At 58.5% G+C, this 19288-nt stretch carries 15 protein-coding genes and 1 other RNA gene; 7 read left to right on the top strand and 9 right to left on the bottom strand.

What is annotated here, in order from left to right; translation table 11 throughout:
- Window positions 1-12 precede the first annotated feature (12 nt).
- A complete protein-coding gene (ccoN, locus tag ACR3FB_RS02295) occupies window positions 13-1620 on the bottom strand; it encodes a cytochrome-c oxidase, cbb3-type subunit I (RefSeq protein ID WP_170375413.1) in 1608 nt (535 codons plus the stop codon).
- A gap of 193 nt (window positions 1621-1813) precedes the next feature.
- Between ccoN and ACR3FB_RS02290 the strand changes: the two genes are divergently transcribed.
- Complete coding sequence (locus ACR3FB_RS02290) at window positions 1814-2653, top strand: universal stress protein (protein ID WP_480563796.1); 840 nt, start codon at window positions 1814-1816, stop codon at window positions 2651-2653.
- Window positions 2654-2728: 75 nt separating this feature from the next.
- Here the strand turns inward: ACR3FB_RS02290 and fnrL are convergent, their stop codons facing one another.
- The gene (gene fnrL / locus ACR3FB_RS02285) at window positions 2729-3472 is read right to left on the bottom strand and encodes a transcriptional regulator FnrL (RefSeq protein WP_170375417.1); all 744 of its coding nucleotides are present in this window, start codon (window positions 3470-3472) and stop codon (window positions 2729-2731) included.
- Window positions 3473-3533: 61 nt separating this feature from the next.
- Here fnrL and hemN point away from each other — a divergent pair, with 61 nt between their 5' ends.
- Both hemN and ACR3FB_RS02275 read left to right on the top strand, forming a co-directional pair.
- Window positions 3534-4889: an oxygen-independent coproporphyrinogen III oxidase gene (gene hemN / locus ACR3FB_RS02280; RefSeq protein ID WP_480563794.1), complete on the top strand. Its 1356-nt coding sequence runs from the start codon at window positions 3534-3536 to the stop codon at window positions 4887-4889.
- Between the two features lie 214 nt (window positions 4890-5103).
- Complete coding sequence (locus tag ACR3FB_RS02275; RefSeq protein ID WP_170766595.1) at window positions 5104-7032, top strand: elongation factor G; 1929 nt, start codon at window positions 5104-5106, stop codon at window positions 7030-7032.
- Window positions 7033-7051: 19 nt separating this feature from the next.
- Here ACR3FB_RS02275 and ACR3FB_RS02270 read toward each other — a convergent pair whose 3' ends face one another.
- The 5 genes from ACR3FB_RS02270 to ACR3FB_RS02250 all read right to left on the bottom strand — a co-directional run bounded on the left by ACR3FB_RS02270 (window position 7052) and on the right by ACR3FB_RS02250 (window position 13423).
- Complete coding sequence (locus tag ACR3FB_RS02270) at window positions 7052-8629, bottom strand: ABC transporter ATP-binding protein (protein WP_480563792.1); 1578 nt, start codon at window positions 8627-8629, stop codon at window positions 7052-7054.
- The gene (locus tag ACR3FB_RS02265; RefSeq protein ID WP_480563790.1) at window positions 8626-9732 is read right to left on the bottom strand and encodes an ABC transporter permease; all 1107 of its coding nucleotides are present in this window, start codon (window positions 9730-9732) and stop codon (window positions 8626-8628) included. Before ACR3FB_RS02265 ends, ACR3FB_RS02270 begins: the two co-directional genes overlap by 4 nt.
- Window positions 9733-10827, bottom strand: a complete 1095-nt coding sequence (locus ACR3FB_RS02260; protein ID WP_170460207.1) for a microcin C ABC transporter permease YejB — start codon at window positions 10825-10827, stop codon at window positions 9733-9735. It abuts the gene before it with no gap.
- A gap of 1 nt (window position 10828) precedes the next feature.
- Window positions 10829-12736 (bottom strand): extracellular solute-binding protein, encoded by a 1908-nt coding sequence (locus tag ACR3FB_RS02255; RefSeq protein ID WP_480563788.1) that lies wholly within the window; start codon window positions 12734-12736, stop codon window positions 10829-10831.
- A 171-nt stretch (window positions 12737-12907) separates the two neighbouring features.
- A complete protein-coding gene (locus tag ACR3FB_RS02250; RefSeq protein WP_480563787.1) occupies window positions 12908-13423 on the bottom strand; it encodes a c-type cytochrome in 516 nt (171 codons plus the stop codon).
- Between the two features lie 120 nt (window positions 13424-13543).
- Between ACR3FB_RS02250 and ACR3FB_RS02245 the strand changes: the two genes are divergently transcribed.
- Entirely contained in the window at window positions 13544-14377 is an 834-nt protein-coding gene (locus ACR3FB_RS02245) for a prephenate dehydratase (protein ID WP_419738928.1), read from the top strand.
- Between the two features lie 25 nt (window positions 14378-14402).
- On the opposite strand, the gene ACR3FB_RS02240 is transcribed toward ACR3FB_RS02245, so the two are convergent.
- Window positions 14403-14870 carry an SRPBCC family protein gene (locus ACR3FB_RS02240; RefSeq protein ID WP_170766603.1) on the bottom strand — a complete coding sequence of 156 codons (468 nt, stop codon included), beginning with the start codon at window positions 14868-14870 and terminating at the stop codon, window positions 14403-14405.
- A gap of 39 nt (window positions 14871-14909) precedes the next feature.
- Window positions 14910-15893 carry an NAD(+) diphosphatase gene (nudC, locus tag ACR3FB_RS02235; RefSeq protein WP_480563785.1) on the bottom strand — a complete coding sequence of 328 codons (984 nt, stop codon included), beginning with the start codon at window positions 15891-15893 and terminating at the stop codon, window positions 14910-14912.
- 230 nt (window positions 15894-16123) lie between these two features.
- On the opposite strand from nudC, the gene ACR3FB_RS02230 reads away from it, so the two are divergent.
- The 3 genes from ACR3FB_RS02230 to rsgA all read left to right on the top strand — a co-directional run bounded on the left by ACR3FB_RS02230 (window position 16124) and on the right by rsgA (window position 19250).
- A complete protein-coding gene (locus ACR3FB_RS02230; protein ID WP_480563783.1) occupies window positions 16124-17926 on the top strand; it encodes a bifunctional 2',3'-cyclic-nucleotide 2'-phosphodiesterase/3'-nucleotidase in 1803 nt (600 codons plus the stop codon).
- Between the two features lie 39 nt (window positions 17927-17965).
- Window positions 17966-18064: signal recognition particle sRNA small type (gene ffs / locus ACR3FB_RS02225), an RNA gene on the top strand.
- 157 nt (window positions 18065-18221) lie between these two features.
- Window positions 18222-19250, top strand: a complete 1029-nt coding sequence (gene rsgA, locus ACR3FB_RS02220) for a ribosome small subunit-dependent GTPase A (RefSeq protein ID WP_480563781.1) — start codon at window positions 18222-18224, stop codon at window positions 19248-19250.
- Window positions 19251-19288: the final 38 nt, after the last annotated feature.

Here is a 19288-nt window from a genome sequence, read left to right as displayed (position 1 = left end):
CTCCGGCCTCCTTTATTCAGCCGGGACTGCGACGGTAAGGCTGGCCTCTTTAGCCGGTGCCTTACGCACAGTCATCCACAGGTTGTAGCACATGATCACTGAGCCAGCGAGAAACAGAACCCCACCCAGACCGCGGACCACATACATCGGGAACTTGGCGGCAACGGTGTCAGCGAACGAGTTCACCAGGAAGCCGTTGGCATCCACTTCGCGCCACATCAGGCCTTCCATGATACCGGTGACCCACATCGACGCAGCGTAGAGAACGATACCGATCGTGGCGAGCCAGAAGTGCCAGCTGACCATCTGTAGCGAGTACAGACGCTCACGCTTCCACAGGACAGGCACCAGATAGTACAGCGCACCAAAGGTGATCATGCCGTTCCAGCCCAGCGCGCCCGAATGTACGTGACCAATGGTCCAGTCGGTGTAGTGGCTGAGCGAGTTCACCGCACGGATCGACATCATCGGACCCTCGAAGGTGGACATACCGTAGAAGCCGACCGAGATGACCATCATACGTATGATCGGGTCAGTGCGCAGCTTGTCCCATGCGCCCGACAGGGTCATCAGACCGTTGATCATACCACCCCAAGACGGCATCCACAGTACGATCGAGAACACCATGCCCAGCGTCGAGGCCCAATCCGGCAACGCGGTATAGTGCAGGTGGTGCGGACCGGCCCAGATATACAGGAAGATCAGCGCCCAGAAGTGGATGATCGACAGCTTATACGAGAATACGGGACGTTCGGCCTGTTTCGGGATGAAGTAGTACATCATGCCCAGGAAGCCCGCAGTCAGGAAGAAGCCCACAGCGTTGTGGCCATACCACCACTGGATCATAGCATCCTGTACGCCCGACCAGACGATAACCGATTTCGAACCCCAGATGCTGACCGGGATTGTCATGTTGTTGACGAGGTGCAGCATCGCAACGGTTACGATAAAGGCCAGGTAGAACCAGTTAGCCACGTAGATATGCGGCTCTTTGCGTTTGATGATCGTTCCCAGATACACGGCTAGGTAAGCTACCCAGACGATGGTCAGCCACAGGTCCACGTACCATTCAGGCTCGGCATACTCCTTGGACTGCGTGCCGCCCAGAACATATCCGGTCGCTGCCAGAACGATGAACAACTGATAGCCCCAGAACACGAACCAGGCCAGGTTTCCACCCCACAGACGTGCCGCGCTGGTGCGCTGGACCACGTAGAACGAGGTCGCGATCAGAGCGTTGCCCCCAAAGGCAAAAATCACCGCCGAGGTGTGCAGCGGACGCAACCGCCCAAAGTTCAGATAGCCTTGTGCCCATTCGAAGTTGAGCGTCGGAAATGCCAGCTGGAACGCAATAAAGGTTCCCGCCAGGAACCCGACCACGCCCCAGAAGGCCGTTGCGATCACGCCGTAGCGGATCACGCCGTCCATGTACTCGCCCGAGCGATCGACAAGAATATCTGGCTCATCCGTGTTTCGAAGCGTCCAGATGAACAGACCACCGGCGATGATCATCACCAGTATCGCATGCACCTGATACGCCAAATCGCGTGCATAATTGGACCCGATCGCTGCAAACAGCACGACCAGACCAAGCACGATCAGCTTGATGTAATTCGACATATTGCGTCCCTTTACCCTGCCCTGCGCGATTTACGTGCCGCACAGAACCTTTTTGACTGTCCCCCGTAATGTAGAAGAACACCCTCTGCCGCTTTGATCTGAGTCAAGACAATCCGTTGTTTTCTGTGACACCCATAGTCGAGTGGAGGGGCGCTGGTCGCATTGGACCGGCTGCTCGAAAGACGAGGTCGATATGGCTTACAAATCAATTCTCACCATCATGACGGAAACTACGAATGCGCAGGCAGCGCTGTCTCAGGCAGCGGCATTGGCCGACGCGCAGGATGGTCATGCCGAGGCCTTGTGCCTGGGCGTCGATCGCAGTCAGACAGGGTATTACTACGCCGGGGCGAACGCTCTTATCCTTCAGGAAACCCTCAGCCGGGCCAATGCCGAAGCTGATGAGCTACTTAGCTATGCCGAGGATTTTCTGGGAAAAACCGGCGTGCGGTGGTCGGCCGAAAACGGAGTCGCCCAGATAGCGGACATAGGACGCCACGTTGCCCATCGGGCGCGGTTCTCGGATTTGGTTGTCCTGCCTCACCCGTATGGCGAGGGGCGCGGTGCCGAGGCGGAACCAATTGTCGAAGCCGCAATGTTCGAAGGTCACGCTCCGGTCATGGTCGTCCCAAACGCGGGGCAACCTGTTTCGAAGCCCAAGAACATCATGATCGCCTGGAACGAAAGCGTCGAGGCCATGCGTGCGGTGCGCTGCGCCCTGCCGTTTTTGAAAGACGCCGATCTGGCGCGTATCGTGGTGATCGACCCGCCACGGCATGGACCCGACCGCTCTGACCCGGGTGGCATGCTGTCCCAGATGCTCGCGCGGCACGGTGTCCGGTGCGACATCGAAGTCCTCAGCAAAACCATGACGCGCGTGTCGGACATTCTGAACCGCCATGCTATGGACACGGAATCAGATATGATTGTCATGGGCGCCTACGGCCATTCTCGCTTTCGCGAAGCGATCCTTGGCGGTGCGACGCGCAACATGCTGGAACAATCCGCTGTACCGGTCTTCATGGCGCACTGATCGCGTGCTGACCCAAACAAAAAGCCGCCCTGCGGGGCGGCTTGATCGCTTTGGTATGTGACTGGCGGGTGGCGTCTAAACGAGGAAACCACCGTCCGAGTCGTCTCCGGCCTCTTCCATCAGACGACCAAGATCGGGGATGGTGACGTGCCGCTTGCCTTCCAGCACGATAACCCCGTCCTTTTTCAAGGCCGAGATCTGTCGGCTCACCGTTTCAAGCGTCAGACCGAGGTAGTCCGCCATCGCCTCACGCGTCAGAGGCAGGTCGAACACGAGCGGGCCTGACAGCCCTTTCTGAGTGATCGACGCATCCCGGCGCGCAATGATGGAAAGCAAGCTGGCGATCTTTTCCCGCGCCGTCTTGCGGCCCAGAACAAGCATCCATTCCCGCGCGGCGTCCAGCTCATCCAATGTCATCTGCAAAAGACGATGCGCGATATGAGGGGTCTCACTCAACAACCCTTCGAACGGCTTCTTGCGAAAGCAGCACATCACCACATCTGTGGTGGCCTGAACGTCATATGGCGCAGAATCACGTCCGGGACGCCCGACGAAATCACTGGGCAGCAACAGACCCACCATCTGGGTCCGCCCGTCCTCCATCGTCTGGGTCAGGGATGCGATACCCGACACGACCGAGCCGACAAAGTTCATCTGATCGCCGGACCAGATGATTGTCTGACCCGCTTCGAAACTGCGATAATATTTAATCTCTTCAAGGGACTGCAGCTCATCCGCATCACACCGGGCACAGACGGCCCGATGACGAATCGGGCATTCGTCACAGTTGGAATGATCAAACTTTATCTCTACTGACATTCGCTTTCCTACTTGATCTCTATCAAAGCAACCAAGACTTGGGTCCCTTAAAGGTATCTCCATGATAGATAAATCACAATTGGCAAGGCTTGGACTTTTTGACGCGAAGGTGCCTCGCTACACCAGCTACCCGACCGCCCCCCATTTCAGCAATGACGTGGGGGCTGATCTTTTTGGTGACTGGATCGCCCGGATTAAACCCGGCAGCGCCATTTCGCTTTATGTCCATGTCCCCTTCTGTCGGCGTCTATGCTGGTTCTGCGCCTGCCGCACGCAAGGCACGCAAACCGACAGCCCCGTGGTCGCCTATGTCGACGTGCTGAAGGCCGAGCTGGACCTATTGGCCGCGCGCCTGCCCAAGGGGGTGGTTCTATCCCGCTTGCATTGGGGCGGCGGCACCCCGACCCTGCTGAATGCCGACCTGATGCGCGATCTGGCGCGCTACATTCTGGATATCGTGCCGCTGGGACCGGATGCCGAGTTCTCGGTCGAGATCGACCCAAATGAGATTGACGAAGCGCGGCTGGATGTCCTCGCCGAAGCGGGCATGAACCGCGCCTCAATCGGGGTGCAGGACTTCGATGACGAGATCCAGAAAACCATCGGGCGCATCCAAAGCTACGACACCACGCGGGATGCGGTGGACATGATCCGCGCACGCGGGATCACCAGCCTGAATGCCGATATCCTGTTTGGCCTGCCGCACCAGACCAAAGCACGGATGACCGAAAGCGTTCAGAAGCTTCTGTCGCTCAGCCCGGACCGCGTCGCGCTCTATGGCTATGCCCATGTGCCTTGGATGGCGAAACGGCAGCAACTGATCCCGTCCGAGGCTTTGCCAACACCCGAGCAGCGCCTTGACTTGTTCGACACCGCCCGCCGCCTGTTCATGTGGGACAACTACGCCGAGATCGGAATCGACCACTTCGCAACGCAAGAGGACGGGCTGACCAAAGCGTTGAAAGCGGGCCAACTGAAACGCAACTTCCAGGGCTATACCGATGATCAGGCCGAAGTTCTGATCGGCGTCGGTGCAAGCTCGATCTCGCGCTTTCCGCAGGGCTACGCGCAAAACAACCCCGCGACCTCGGCTCATACAAAGGCAATCCGCGACGGTCAGTTCTCTACCTCGCGCGGGCATATGTTCAAGGGACAGGACGTGCTGCGCGCCCGCTTGATCGAAGCGTTGATGTGCGATTTCCGGGTCGACTCGGCCGAGATTCTGCGCAGCCATGATGTATCCATCGCAGAGCTGAACAAGATGTATGCTGAGGTAAACGCAAGATTTGACGGCCTGCTGCGCGTCACCGATGACGGGCTGTTTATCCCGCCCGAGGCGCGTGCTCTGACCCGGATGATCGCCCGCAGTTTCGATGCCTATGACCTGAGCAAAGCCGGACATAGCTCTGCGATCTAACCTCGGGCAAGCGGCCCGGTTTTCGGCAGACCCAAGCCGATCCCGAACGGGGGCTTGACGCAAGGCTGGTGTTTTCTCCACACTCGGGGCGTGGGTCTTCGATCAGATCCACAGCCCGAGGCAGGCAAATCCGCAGACAAACCATGCCAACGCATTTGCGCAAGGCAGCCCCTTTCGTGCAGCCACTCTGCAACCTGAAAGAGGGACAGCACATATGCGCGTTTTTACCGTCCTAGGCCCCAGTCAATCGGGCAAATCCACTCTGGTCGAGGCCATCAGCCGCCTCGACGGGCGCCCGACAACATTCGACATCTCCGGAACCGTGCATTTGCACGGTTTTTCTTATTTGGACGAACCGTGGTGCGCGGTTGACGTGGATGGCGGCGGCGATGCGCTGGCCTATGTTGGACCAGCTATGGCGATCTCGGACGCCGCCGTGGTTGTCGTCCCGCCAGACCCCGATGCCGCCGTTCTATGCGCGCCGTACCTGCGGCTGGTGGAAGAGGCGGGCATCCCTTGCTTTCTATTCATCAACCGAATGGACAACCCCAACGGCCGTATCCGTGACATCATCGCGGCCCTGCAGACCTATTGCACCCATCACATCGCCTTGCGGCAGGTCCCGATCCGCGACGGCGATACAATCATAGGCGCGGTCGATCTGATCTCGGAACGTGCGTGGAAATATCAGGAGGGCCAGCCCTCGGCCTTGATCGAACTGCCTCAATCCGTCGAGGACCGCGAACAGGAAGCCCGCACTGAATTGCTGGAAACGCTGTCGGATTTCGACGACCATCTGCTGGAGCAGCTTATAGAAGACAAGCAGCCCCCCAGCGCCGAGATTTATGATCTGGCCGCTCAGGTCCTGCAAAATCACCAGTTGATTCCGGCCTGCCTGGGGGCCGCGCAACATGGCAACGGGCTTACCCGCTTGATGAAAGCGCTGCGGCACGAAGCGCCCGAGTTCGATATCGCTGCCGGGCGAGATGAGGCCGCGGACAATGCACGCGCGATTGCGGGCTTTGCCGATGTGAAGAAACATATTGGCAAGATCACTGTGCTGCGTGGGCTAGGCGATGGCGTCAAAGCGCATGAGGCTTTGGGAGGCGAAACGGTCGGCAATTTGACGAGCCTCGACGCCAAAACACAGATCGGCGCGTTGGAGGCTGGGCAAATCGGTCTTGCGGTCAAATCTGATCATCTCAACCCGGGATACATCTATGACAGCCGGTCGGCTACACCGCTTCCGGATTGGGCGTCTTCGCATCCGGTTGCGCACCGGCAGGTCGTCTCACCCGCGCATGAGCGCGACGACGTGCGCCTATCAAACGCTCTGAGCCGTTTGGTCGAGATCGACCCGGGGCTGCATATGGAGCAAGACGAGCTGAGCGGTCATTCCGTACTGGGTTCGCAGGGTCCGCAACACATGCGGCGCGTGACGGCAAAACTACTGGAGGATTTCGGGATCGAGATCGAAACCGACCCGGTCGAGACCGCCTATCGCGAAACCATCCGTACGCCGGTCGAACATCGCCACCGTCATCGCAAGCAATCGGGCGGCGCCGGACAATTCGCCGACGTTGTAATCTCGGTCGCGCCTCTACCCCGTGGCTCGGGCTTTCAATTCGAAGAGGTTGTGAAGGGCGGTGCGGTGCCGAAGAACTACATCCCATCCGTGGAGCACGGGGCCAAAGACGCTTTGGTACAAGGCCCCGAAGGCTTCCCGGTCGTGGATGTCAAAATTACCCTCAGCGACGGCAAACACCACAATGTCGATAGTTCGGACTACGCGTTCCGGACGGCGGGCAAGAATGCAGTGCGTGAGGCACTGCCGCAGGCCAAGCCCGTGGTACTGCAGCCTATTCTCACGGCCGAGATTCATCTGCCGTCAGATTTCGTCGGAGATCTGGTTCCCACGATCAGTTCGCTGCAAGGGCAGGTTTTGGGGTTCGAGGGCAATCCGGATGCCTCAGGTTGGGAAATCTTCAACGCCCAACTTCCGGCCGTGGCGCAAGATGAGTTGCACCGAACTCTCGCCAGTGCCACGCGGGGAACGGGGTGGGTCAATCTGAGCTTCGATCACTATGAAGAGTTGCGCGGCCCGGTCCCAAAATCCGCCGATCGCGAGAAAGCCAGCGCTTGAAGGAAACGCGAGGCGGGCCTTAGCCCGCCGCCGCAATCAGTTCACGGGTGTAATCTGTTTGCGCATTTTCAAACAGATCCTCGGATGCGCCCATCTCGACTACGTCGCCGTTGCGCATGACGATGACCTTGTGGGACATCGCCCGCACAACTTTCAAGTCGTGGCTGATGAACAGATACGCCAGACCGTATTTCCGCTGCAGATCGCGCAGGAGATCAACGATTTGCACCTGCACCGTCATGTCCAGCGCGCTTGTCGGCTCATCCAGTACCAGTAGTTTCGGACGCAGCACCATGGCCCGCGCAATTGCAATCCGCTGACGCTGCCCGCCCGAAAACTCATGCGGGTAGCGGTCCATTGAGGCCGGGTCCAAGCCCACCTCTGTCATCACCTCGGCCACCAGCTCGCGCGGGGCGCGATGCGGGTCGACGTTGTGAATAGAGAGTCCCTCGGAGATGATCTGCTGGCATGTCATACGTGGGCTCAGGCTGCCGAACGGGTCCTGAAACACGATCTGCATGTCCTTGCGCAGGCGCCGCAACTCTCGCGTGGACCAACGGCGCACATCCTGATCGCGGAAGGTGATCCCACCCTCGGACGCGATCAACCGCATGATGGCCAGCGCCATCGTTGTCTTGCCTGAGCCACTTTCGCCGACAATCCCAAGTGTTTCCCCAGCCCGCACACTGAACGTTGCATCGTTGACGGCTTTTACATAGCCGACCGTGCGTTTCAGAAAGCCGCGCTGAATCGGAAACCAGACCTTCAGGTGGTCGGTTCGGGCTACCTCTTCCGCACCTGCGTCTACGGGGTCCGGGTGTCCCGAAGGCTCGGCCTCCAGCAGTTTGCGCGTGTAGGGGTGCTGCGGGTTGTTGAAAATCTCTGCCGTGATTCCGGTTTCGACAATCTCACCGTCTTTCATCACGCAGACCCGGTCGGCGATCCGACGTACAATGCCAAGATCATGGGTGATGAAGAGCATCCCCATGTTCTCAGATTTCTGCAGCTCGGCTAAAAGTTCGAGGATCTGCGCCTGAATGGTCACATCCAAGGCGGTCGTTGGTTCATCCGCGATCAGAACATCCGGTTTGTTGGCCAGCGCCATTGCGATCATCACACGCTGCCGTTGCCCGCCCGAAAGCTGGTGCGGATAACTGTCCAGACGATCCTCAGGGTCGCGTATGCCAACCTTGTTCAGCAACTCCACAATTCTGTCGCGCGCGGCATCCCCAGCCAAGCCCTGATGCAGAGCCAGCGATTCCGCCATCTGTTTCTGGATCGTGTGCAGGGGATTGAGCGAGGTCATCGGCTCCTGAAAGATGAAGCTGATATCGTTGCCGCGCACCTTCATCAATTTGTCTTCGGAGGCACCGATCATCTCAGCCCCGTCGTATTTGACCGAACCTTCGACCATGGCGCTATCGCCCAGCAGCGACACGGTCGACAATGCCGTCACCGACTTGCCCGAGCCGGACTCACCCACCAGGGCAACCGTCTCACCCCGATCCACGGTGAAGGAGACGCCTTTAACCGCAGCCGACACCTTTCCGTCCTGCCGGAATGAGACCTTGAGGTTGTTTACATCCAAAAGGCTCATGAGAAGGTCTTTCTGGGATCAAACGCATCGCGGACGCCTTCGAAAATGAAGACCAGCAGCGACAGCATGATGGCGAAGGTGAAAAAGGCGGTGAAGGCCAACCAAGGGGCCTGAAGGTTCTGTTTGGCCTGCAAGGTCAGTTCCCCTAGCGACGGGGCCGAGGATGGCAAGCCGAAGCCAAGAAAATCCAAAGAGGCCAGCCCGCCAATCGTGCCAGTCACGATAAAGGGCATGAAGGTCAGCGTCGCAACCATCGCATTGGGCAGCATGTGGCGGAACATGATCGTCATGTTACCAACACCCAGCGCCCGCGCGGCGCGGACATATTCCAGATTGCGCGCCCGCAGGAACTCGGCCCTCACAACGCTGACCAATCCGGTCCAGCTGAACAGGATCATCAGGATCACCAGAAGCCAGAAACTTCGACCCAGAATCGCGAACATAATGATGATGACATAGAGCGACGGGGTCGCGGACCATATCTCGATGACCCGTTGAAAAATCAGGTCGAGCCAGCCACCGAAGAAGCCCTGAATGGCCCCGGCGAAAATACCGATCAGGCTGGCCACGCCGGTCACCATCAAAGTAAACAGGATCGACAGGCGGAAGCCATAGATCACCCGCGCCAGCACATCCCTTTTGGTATCGTCCGTGCCCAGCAGGTTCTGCCCGTTGGGCGGCAAGGGGGCCGCACCGGGGCGATCGACGCTAGTGTTGTAGGAATAGGGGATCAGTGGCCAGATCGCCCAACCTCGCTCGAACCCTTCGGCTTGAAATGTCCCCGCTTCGATCTGCTCGATGATACCTTCGGGATCGTCGAAACAGTCCTCAAGTCCGCCACTGTCGATCAAGCAGCGGACCTCGGGGTCGCGATAGATCGCCTCGGTCTGGAAATCGCCGCCAAATTCGGTTTCGGCGTAGAAGTTGAAGATCGGCGTGTAGAACTCACCCCGGTATTTCACCAGGATCGGTTTATCATTCGCAATGAACTCGGCGAATAGGGACAGGCCGAACAGCACCGAGAAGATGATCAGCGACCAAAAGGCCCGGCCATTGCGTTGAAAATTGCGCCAACGCCGCTGGTTGAGAGGGGACAGCGCCATTTACCCCTCCCTCTTCTCAAAATCGATGCGTGGGTCGACCAACACATACATCAGGTCGCTGATGATACCGACAACCAGCCCCATCAGACCAAAGATAAACAGAGTGCCAAAGATCACCGGGTAGTCACGCGCCACCGCGGCCTCAAACCCGAGGCGGCCCAGACCGTCTAGCGAGAAGATCGTCTCGATAATGATCGAGCCGCCGAAGAAGACACCGATAAACACTGCCGGAAAGCCTGCAATAACGATCAGCATCGCGTTACGGAAGACATGGCCATAGAGGACCTTGCGTTCCCCTAAGCCTTTGGCGCGGGCGGTCATGACATATTGCTTCTTGATCTCATCCAGAAACGAGTTCTTGGTTAGCAGCGTCAGCGTTGCAAAGGCCGAAATGGTCAAGGCAATAATCGGCAGCGCGATGTGCCAGAAATAGTCGGCTATCTTGCCCAGAAGGCTCAGGCTGTCCCAATTATCCGAGGTCAGCCCCCGCAGAGGGAAGATCTGCCAGTAGGATCCACCGGCGAACAGTACCAGCAGGAGGATGGCAAACAGGAATCCGGGGATGGCGTAGGCCACGATGATGGCTCCGCTGGTCACGGTATCGAACCGAGACCCATCTTTGACTGCTTTGCGGATGCCCAACGGAATCGAGACCAGATAGGCGATCAGCGTCGACCACAGACCCAGTGAGATAGACACGGGCATCTTTTCCAACACCAAATCAATCACGCTGATCGACCGGAAATAGCTCTCACCAAAATCGAGCGTCAGATAATTGCCCATCATGCCTAGAAAACGCTCAAGCGGCGGCTTGTCGAAACCGAATTCCTTTTCCAATTCGGCAATGAACTCTGGAGGCAGGCCGCGCGCACCCACATATTTGTCGTCGAAGACACCTCCTGCAGGCTCGGACCCTGCACCGGCGTCTCCACCCCCAGCGAAGCCCGCGAAGACATCGCCCTGTCCTTCGATCTGAGCGATGATTTGTTCAACGGGTCCACCCGGAACAAACTGCACCAGCGTGAAGTTAACGACCATAATGCCCAGCAAGGTCGGAATGACCAAAAGCAGGCGTCTTAGAATATAGGCGCCCATTTTACCGCAGCGCGCCTTTTGCCTTCAAATCGGCTTCTTTCTCGGGGTTGATCCACCAAAGGTCCAAATGACCTAACGAATAGGGCGGCAGGTTCTCAGGGTATTCGTACATGTCGTAATAGGCTGTCCAGTAGTCCGCGATGTATCCCACGGGGATCACGAAGAACTCATACCTCAGGGCACGATCCAAAGCCATAAGTGCTGCGTCCTGATCAGCCTGATTGTCGGTTTCAAAAGACGCTTCAATAATCGCGTCGACCAACGGGCTTGCCAGGCCAGCGGGATTAAACAGGCTAAAGGCTGCCTCTTCGGACCCATACATCTGGCTCAATCCGCCGCCGGTCGACAGGAACGAACCATACCGCGTGGAATAGACCATGTCGTAGTCGCGCTCTCGGCTACGCAATGTATATTGTGCCGGATCAACCTTTTCAGCAGATGCATCTACACCCAGTGCCTGAAGATTCTGAACATAGGTTTCGATCATCGTCGCCGTCGATGTCGGTAAGTTCGAAGGGTATGGAATATTCACCTTCAACGTCTGTCCTTCGGCATTGCGACGCACGTTGCCTTCGCCCACTGGCCAGCCCGCCTCGTCCAGCATCTTCGACGCTTTGCGCAGGTTGCGCCGGTCGTTCAGGCGTGCTGGGTTGGATTCATGAACAACGACGACATCCTCGGATAGAAAATCGGCTGGCACGGCATCGCCAAGCGTTTCCAAGAAGGCCAGCTCTGGGCCCGCTGGGGTGCCCTGTGCTTCAAGCGGGGTGCCTTGCACAAAAGAGTTGCGCGGTGAATTCAATCCAAACAACAGGGATTCGTTTGCCCATTCGAAGTTGAATGCCAGAGCCAACGCCTTGCGGACGTTCTTATCTGCGAATTGAGGCTTGCCGAGATTGAACACAAAACCAGACGGTGTCGGCGGGCTGCCATCCATGATTTCGTCGCGCACAACCGAACCCTCTGTCAGCTTGGGGAAGTCATAGCTTGTCGCCCAGAGCTTGGGATCACTCTCGATCCGCATCGTATATTCGCCCGCCTTGAAACCTTCGAACGCGGCAGTCTGGTCAGCGAAATACTCGACGCGAATAGTGTCAAAGTTGTTGCGGCCTACGTTGAAAGGAAGGTCTTTCCCCCAATAGTCGTCGCGGCGCTTGTAGACGATACGGCGATTGATGTCATAACTGTCCAGCTTGTATGGGCCCGACCCCACCGCAACTTCCAGCCGAGGTTCATCCAGACGACGCGACTCGTCGGCTTCAAACCACGCTTTCGAGAAAACGGGCGTCGATCCTACGGTTTCGATCAAGCTACGGCGCGTGACTTCTGGGTTGAACGTGAACCTTACAGTGTGATCATCTAGCGCCTCAGCCCCGGTGACCATACGCCCGACGGCCTGCGCGTAAGACGGCAGGCCCTGCTCGATAAACAAACGGTGGCTGTAAACAACGTCTTCAGCCGTGACCGGTGTTCCATCCCAGAACATCGCCTCAGGGCGCAAGTTGAATATGACGTAGTTGCGCCCTTCGTCGTACTCGAGACTTTCAGCCAGAACACCGTAATACTGACCGACGCTGTCATCCGCGCTTTCGAACAGGCGATCATATTGGATTGTGGTTAACGCTCCGCTCCGACCCTTTCGTGAGTAAGGATTTAGCGAGTCAAAGGTTCCAGACGCTGCCAGTGACATCTCACCTCCCTTGGGAGCGTCGGGATTCACGTAATTCAGATGCGGATAGTCAGCCGGGTAGTCCAGATTTCCAAAATAGGAGTACCCGTGACTGGTTGCAACGTTTTCATCATTCGCTTGGGCGACCTCGGCTGATCCGAGCGTTACGGCGACCAACCCTAAGATCACCCCCCAATGCCGAATACTCATGTCGCGCGCAGCAGGCAGGAGGGGTTTCATATGGCTCATCCTCTGGATTGTTGTCGTCATCTATGTCTGTTCCGCCAGCTAAATCGCCAGTCCTGGCTGATTCAAGTTTAGAATGCGTGAACGCTTTGTGAAGATTTTCGACATAAAAAAAGCCGCTGCACAAGGCAGCGGCTTTGGGTTTTTTCGCAAACGTGATGGCAATCAGTTGCCAATGGTTTGCAGATAGGCAATCAGGTCAGCGCGTTCTTGAGGCTTTTTCAGGCCAGCAAAGCTCATGGATGTACCCGAGATATATGCGCTGGGTCTTTCAACGAAGGCATCAAGCGCTTCGGGGGTCCAGTTGCCACCATGCGCCTGCATCGCCGCCGAATAGCCGGTGAAGCCTTTGGCCGACGCAACGGGCCGGTCTACAATGCCGTACAGGTAGGGTCCGGTGCCGTTCGCGCCGTCTTCCAACTTGTGGCAAGCAGTACATTTGCGGAAAACTTTGGCGCCCTTTTCAGGGTCTGCGGCGGCCAGCAGGTCTTCAAAGACCACCTCTTCGCCATCGGCGCTATCACCCGAGCTTTCGGTCTCGATGATGTAGGCAGCCTGTGCATCCCCATGGCCCCCATGCGAATGGTACAGGATGTCACCACCCCATTTAGCAAGAAGCAGCACAAGGAACGTGCCGAACAGGCCCGCAGCGGCCTTGGTAACTGTCATCGTGTCGAACATTGATCGCTAGTCCATTTCAGCTGTCTGAAAAGGTGTCTAAGGCTTCCCCTTGCGAGAGGCAAGGTATAGACACCGCGACGAAACGCCCAATTTTGTAACTTGTTGCACGGGACCGACCAAATGACCAAACGCATTGCCTTTCAAGGCGAACCCGGCGCCTATAGCCACGAGGCCTGCCGTAACGCGCGCCCCGATATGGAGGCGCTGCCCTGCCGTACTTTCGAGGATGTGATCGAATCGGTTCGGTCCGGCGCGGCCGATCTGGCGATGCTGCCGGTTGAAAACACGACCTATGGGCGGGTGGCCGATATCCACCGTCTGTTGCCGCATAGTGGTCTGCAGATCATTGATGAGGCCTTCGTGCGCGTCCACATCAACCTGTTGGCTGTGCCCGGCGCGACGCTGGACGACATCACCGAGGCGCATTCCCATCTGGTCCTGCTGCCTCAATGCGCGGGGTTCCTGCGCCAGCACGGTATTCACGGACGGGTCAGCCCCGACAACGCCCGCGCCGCGCGCGAGGTATCCGAGGCGGGTGAAATCCATTCAGCCGCTCTGGCCAGCGAACTCGCCGGAGAGATCTACGGCCTGAACGTCCTCGCCCGCCATATCGAGGATCATGGCGACAACACCACGCGTTTTCTGGTCATGTCACCCAAGGCCGACCTGTCGCGTCGGGGCGAGCATGGCATGATCACCAGCTTTGTCTTTCAGGTCCGCAACATTCCTGCGGCGCTCTATAAGGCGATGGGTGGGTTTGCGACCAATGGGATCAACATGACCAAGTTGGAAAGCTACATGGTCGATGGCTCGTTCACCGCGACCCAGTTCTATGCCGATATTGTCGGGCATCCGGAAGACCGGAACGTGCAACTGGCAATGGACGAGCTTGAGCATTTCACCACCAATGTGGAAATACTTGGCGTCTACCCGGCAGCCCAGCCACGCGGCTAGGCCCGCGCTTCAGGTAAATGTGAGTTTAAGCGCCATGCCTGTGGCGCTGCTCCAGTTCTCGGGCGAACTCCGCAAGGCGCATTTGAAAGCGTTTGCGAAACCGCGCTTGGCCCAGCTTCATCGACTGCAGCAGCAACCGCGCCGGCAGGGACTTGGCGCTGAGTGACAGGTCCACACTCAAGCGGGTCCGACGCTGAGACAGGGCCATAAAGTCAACCACCGTAACCCCGGTCATGCCCTTGCCCGTCGCCTCGAATCGCATTTGCGAGGGGTGGTCGCAATCGGTCAGCAGTACGGACATCTGGCGGGGTTTGCCGCGCAGCTTGAACTCGGTCTCCCACGCCATGCCTGCGGAGGGTGCGACCCCGCCAGCGGTACGGCGCACGTCAACGCCACGGCGCATCGCCATACGTTCGAACCGATCGAAATCGGCAACCATGTCAAAAACCGAGTGGATGGGAGCCTCGATATCTTCGCGCGCTGAAAACTGCATGTGGGCCCTTGCTGCTCGTTCTTTATTGCCAGTGTTTCTTTAGTCCAGCGTATCTGCAAGCCAGTTCTGAAGCAGGAAATGCGCAATCGCCCCCTTGCGAGCGGGCAGCAGGCGCGGATGCTCCCCCGCAAAGGCCTGCATCATCTCGGATTTGCTGACCCACATTGCCTCTTCGATCTCAACCGGGTCGATCTGGATGTCCCGAGACAAAGCTTCGCCGGCACAGCCGAACATCAGCGACGCCGGAAACGGCCAGGGCTGGCTTGACAGATAGGACACGGCACCCACGGGAACGCCCGCCTCCTCCATCACCTCGCGCCGGACGGCGGACTCAAGCGTCTCGCCCGGCTCGACGAACCCTGCAAGCAACGAGAACATGCCCTCGGGCCACCCCGGCGAGCGCCCCATAAGCACGCTGTCGCCATGGGTGATCAACATGATCACAACCGGGTCGGTGCGCGGGAAGTGCTGGCCACCACAGGCCGGGCAACTGCGCTGCCATCCTGCTTGCGATACGTCGCTTGGCGCGCCGCAGCGGGCACAGAAGCGATGCGTCTCGTGCCAGCCGATCACCGCCTTGGCTGTCGCCGCAATCTCGGCATCGCGAGCAGACAGGCGCGTCATGATCCGACGCAGCTCGGCAAACACATGGCCCTCAGGCAGATCGGGATGCTGTTGCTCGGATGGGTCGATGAAATTGCCCAAGCTCGACAGATCCAGCCCCTCGGCCTGCCATTCGGAGATATCGGCAGCAAACACCGCCGCCCCGTCATCGGAACAGCCAAGCAAGATCGGAGTCTCAACCACTCCACCTGGGCCATTCGCGACCAGAGGATGCGCCATATTGACCAGCCCCAACCGATCCAGAGCCTCGCCCTGTACCAGCACTTTGCCACGCCACAGCAGCATGCAACGAGCGTTTGGATCTTGGGCCGCTTCGGTCAGCTTGTCTGCATCCCCCCGAAGATGGGCCGCACGATCAAGGCCTGAGCTGCCGAATGTCACGTTCTCTGCGTTTTTCATTGGGGTCCCCTCGGCCTTTTACGCCTAGGGCTGCCATGTCCGCGAATGTGTTGCAATGTCAATTCACTACTGCGGCATATCGACAGGTGCCACCGAAACACCGCATGACCGCCTCGGATTTTTCACTTATTTGTCCTCTTGGTAAATTTTCTTAACTCTCATAGCGCAAAAGTAGACAACCGAACGTGACCGCAATTTCCCCGCGCAGGAAAGACGCGCAGGACGCAGGAATGCATATCCGCATTCTGGCAACCACAGATCTGCATATGACCCTGACCGGGTTCGACTATTATGCTGATAAAACGGACCCGACCATCGGGCTGACTCGTACGGCGTCGGCGATCCGAAACGCCCGTCAACAGGTCGAGGTCGGTTTGACTCTTTTGTTCGACAATGGCGACGCGCTGCAAGGAACGCCGATTGGGGACTGGGCGGTGGAAAACGATGTCCCGCACCCGATGATGCAGGCTTTCAAGGCGCTGGAATATGACGCGATCGGCTTGGGCAACCATGATTTTGGGTTCGGGCTGGATGTTCTGGAGCGCTTCATAGGCCAAGCCCCTTGCCCCGTGATTTGCAGCAATCTGACCCATGTGGACAATCGACAGCCCTGGCTGCGCAGTGTTGTCCTGACACGGTCCATTGCGCAGGAAGTGCCAATCCGAATCGGCGTCCTGTCCGTGCTTCCGCCTCAAACCACGATGTGGGAGGCGCATCATCTGCAAGACAAGGTCATTGCCCAGGATATCCTGACCGCCGCCCGACGAACGGCTGAGGCGTTGCGCGCGCAGGGCTGTGATCTGGTCATCGCGCTGGCGCATTCGGGGTTGGAGCAATCGGCAGCTCAGCTGGGGCTTGAGAATGCCGTCATCCCCCTTGCCGCGATTGAGGGCATTGACGCGATTATTGCCGGTCATACGCATCTGACACTGCCCGGCGCGGGGCATCTCGGGCTTGACGGCGTTGATGCCGAAAATGCCCTGGTCCACGGCGCACCTGTGGTTATGGCCGGGTCCGCTGGGTCTTATCTGGGGGTCATAGACCTGCACCTGACCAAGGTACCCGAGGGGCGCTGGCAGATCACGGATCGCCACTGCAGCTTGGTCGCCACAGCCGATGAGGTCGAAGACAAGGACCTGTGCGAGATGCTCAAGCCCGCACATCTGGCCACGCGCGTAATGATGGCCGAACCTGTCAGTCATACCGCGCAGAGCCTGCACAGCTATTTCAGCTTCTGCGCGCCGGATCGGGGGCTAGCCCTGGTCGCGGCGGCACAAGCGGCGGGTTTGCGCCCGTTTCTACACGGCACCGCGTTCGCCGAACTGCCGCTTCTGTCTGCGGTATCTCCTTACAAATTCGGCGGACGTGCCGGACCGAGGAACTATACGGACGTGTCTGTAGGTAAGATTTGCCAGCGTCACGTCGCTGACCTGCATGTCTTTCCCAACGAATTGCGGGCCGTCGAAATCACCGGCGCGCAACTGCGGGATTGGCTTGAGATGTCGGCGGGTGTTTTCAACCAGATCCACCCAGACGCCGAAGCCGAGCTAACCGATTCCCACCGGGCGGGGCATAACTTTGACGTCGTGTTTGGCGTAACCTATCAGATCGACCTGTCCAGCCCGGCGCGGTTCGATAGCAACGGCGCCTTGACCGATCCAACCGCCCAGCGCGTCCGCGACCTGTGCTTTGGCGGGCAAATAGTCCGCGACGACCAGAGCTTTGTGGTCGCCCTCAACAACTATCGCGCCAGCGGTGGTGGGCATTTCCCTTTCGTCACAAAAGCCCGGGCCATTCCTCTGCCGTCCAGGGATATCAAAGAGATACTGCGGGACTACCTGTCAGATCGCCTGCCCGCGGACCCTCTGGATCAGGCGCCTTACCCATTCTCCTTAGCCCCGCTTTATGGTATTCGCACGATCCTAAGAACCGGCAGCGGAGCGTTGAAGTATTTGCCCGAGCTAAGCAGATACTCCCCCGAATTGCTGGGGCCTGACACCGAGGGCTTTGAAAGGATACGACTGACCTTGTGACGGGTTGTCATTTTCACATCGCTTCCCTATATCAAGCCGTGAGAGGTTGGCGCGGGCGAGCGCCTCGCCAACCTGGTCAGGTCCGGAAGGAAGCAGCCACAACGAGCCCCGCTTGGGTCGATGTCCAACCTCTCACTTTATGGGAACCATTAGCCGCAGGAGGGCTTTATGATTGTAGCAAATACCCTTCGGGCAGATCGGTTCTAAACCCAACTCTCCGATTGCCTGAACACATCACCAACGGATGCGCGCCTGCCATCCGATGGGATTGCTATATCTGAACACAGGCAAACCAATGTCTTTTACTCTTTCAGACCTGGGATGGTCCTCTTACTTCGCCGCACAGCACGCGGCGCACGCACAATTCATGCCTTTTCGTATCACCGCCGTTCACCGGGACCGTCTGGTCGGGATGAACGAGACCGGTGAAACATCTCTGTTTGCCCCTGGTCACTCTACCGGCGATTTTGCTGTTGGAGATTGGGTGCTGGCCGATGACGAAAATCGGGTTCAGCATCTGCTTGATCGGCGCAGCCTCTTGCAACGCCGTGCTGCCGGAACCGGGGCCGAGGCGCAGTTGATCGCAGCCAATGTTGACGTGCTGTTCATCGTCAGCTCGTGCAACGCGGATTTTAATGTGCCCCGGCTCGAACGGTATCTGGCGCTGGCGCATCAGGCGGGCTGCTATCCTGTCGTGGTTGTGACCAAAGCAGATAGCTACTCGGACCCCGCAGCCTATGCCAAGCAGGCCGAAGCGCTGGCACCGTTTTTGACAGTCCTGACGGTCAACGCGCATGACGCGTTAGACCTGCAGCAGGTTCTGGCATGGTGTCCGGCGAGTCAGACAGCGGCTTTGGTCGGGTCATCCGGGGTTGGCAAAACAACGCTCGCCAACGGAATGACCGGTCAGGATCAGGCAACTGCGGCAATCCGCGAGGATGATGCGCGAGGCCGCCACACCACGACGTCTCGCGCCTTACATCCGATGCAAAATGGCGGTTGGCTGGTCGACACCCCCGGCATGCGCGCCCTGCGCCTGCTCGACGCGCAGGACGGGGTGGACGAAGTGTTCTCGGACATTCTGGAGCTGGCCCAAACCTGCCGGTTCTCGGATTGCCAGCATGAGGCCGAGCCCGGTTGCGCTGTGCAGGCGGCGATTGAAGCAGGCACACTGGATGCAGATCGGTTGGAACGCTGGCGCAAGCTGAGGCGCGAGGATCAGCGCAACTCTGAGACCGTGGCCGAGGCGCGGGCACGCGACAAGGCTTTCGGCAAGATGGTCCGATCTGCGATGCACGGAAAATCCGCGCGGCGCGGCAATTGAAACACGGGCTGAAAAAGGGGCGTCGGTCCGCCGGCGCC

The sequence above is a fragment of the Ruegeria sp. AO1 genome (assembly GCF_056535985.1).
This window is presented reverse-complemented; position numbering and strand designations above follow the sequence as displayed.

What these genes read in the sequence shown, in the direction of transcription:
- ccoN (WP_170375413.1), bottom strand. Translation starts at nt 1,620, where the DNA reads ATGTCGAATTACATCAAGCTGATCGTGCTTGGTCTGGTCGTGCTGTTT.
- ACR3FB_RS02290 (WP_480563796.1), top strand. Translation starts at nt 1,814, where the DNA reads ATGGCTTACAAATCAATTCTCACCATCATGACGGAAACTACGAATGCG.
- fnrL (WP_170375417.1), bottom strand. Translation starts at nt 3,472, where the DNA reads ATGTCAGTAGAGATAAAGTTTGATCATTCCAACTGTGACGAATGCCCG.
- hemN (WP_480563794.1), top strand. Translation starts at nt 3,534, where the DNA reads ATGATAGATAAATCACAATTGGCAAGGCTTGGACTTTTTGACGCGAAG.
- ACR3FB_RS02275 (WP_170766595.1), top strand. Translation starts at nt 5,104, where the DNA reads ATGCGCGTTTTTACCGTCCTAGGCCCCAGTCAATCGGGCAAATCCACT.
- ACR3FB_RS02270 (WP_480563792.1), bottom strand. Translation starts at nt 8,629, where the DNA reads ATGAGCCTTTTGGATGTAAACAACCTCAAGGTCTCATTCCGGCAGGAC.
- ACR3FB_RS02265 (WP_480563790.1), bottom strand. Translation starts at nt 9,732, where the DNA reads ATGGCGCTGTCCCCTCTCAACCAGCGGCGTTGGCGCAATTTTCAACGC.
- ACR3FB_RS02260 (WP_170460207.1), bottom strand. Translation starts at nt 10,827, where the DNA reads ATGGGCGCCTATATTCTAAGACGCCTGCTTTTGGTCATTCCGACCTTG.
- ACR3FB_RS02255 (WP_480563788.1), bottom strand. Translation starts at nt 12,736, where the DNA reads ATGAAACCCCTCCTGCCTGCTGCGCGCGACATGAGTATTCGGCATTGG.
- ACR3FB_RS02250 (WP_480563787.1), bottom strand. Translation starts at nt 13,423, where the DNA reads ATGTTCGACACGATGACAGTTACCAAGGCCGCTGCGGGCCTGTTCGGC.
- ACR3FB_RS02245 (WP_419738928.1), top strand. Translation starts at nt 13,544, where the DNA reads ATGACCAAACGCATTGCCTTTCAAGGCGAACCCGGCGCCTATAGCCAC.
- ACR3FB_RS02240 (WP_170766603.1), bottom strand. Translation starts at nt 14,870, where the DNA reads ATGCAGTTTTCAGCGCGCGAAGATATCGAGGCTCCCATCCACTCGGTT.
- nudC (WP_480563785.1), bottom strand. Translation starts at nt 15,893, where the DNA reads ATGAAAAACGCAGAGAACGTGACATTCGGCAGCTCAGGCCTTGATCGT.
- ACR3FB_RS02230 (WP_480563783.1), top strand. Translation starts at nt 16,124, where the DNA reads ATGCATATCCGCATTCTGGCAACCACAGATCTGCATATGACCCTGACC.
- rsgA (WP_480563781.1), top strand. Translation starts at nt 18,222, where the DNA reads ATGTCTTTTACTCTTTCAGACCTGGGATGGTCCTCTTACTTCGCCGCA.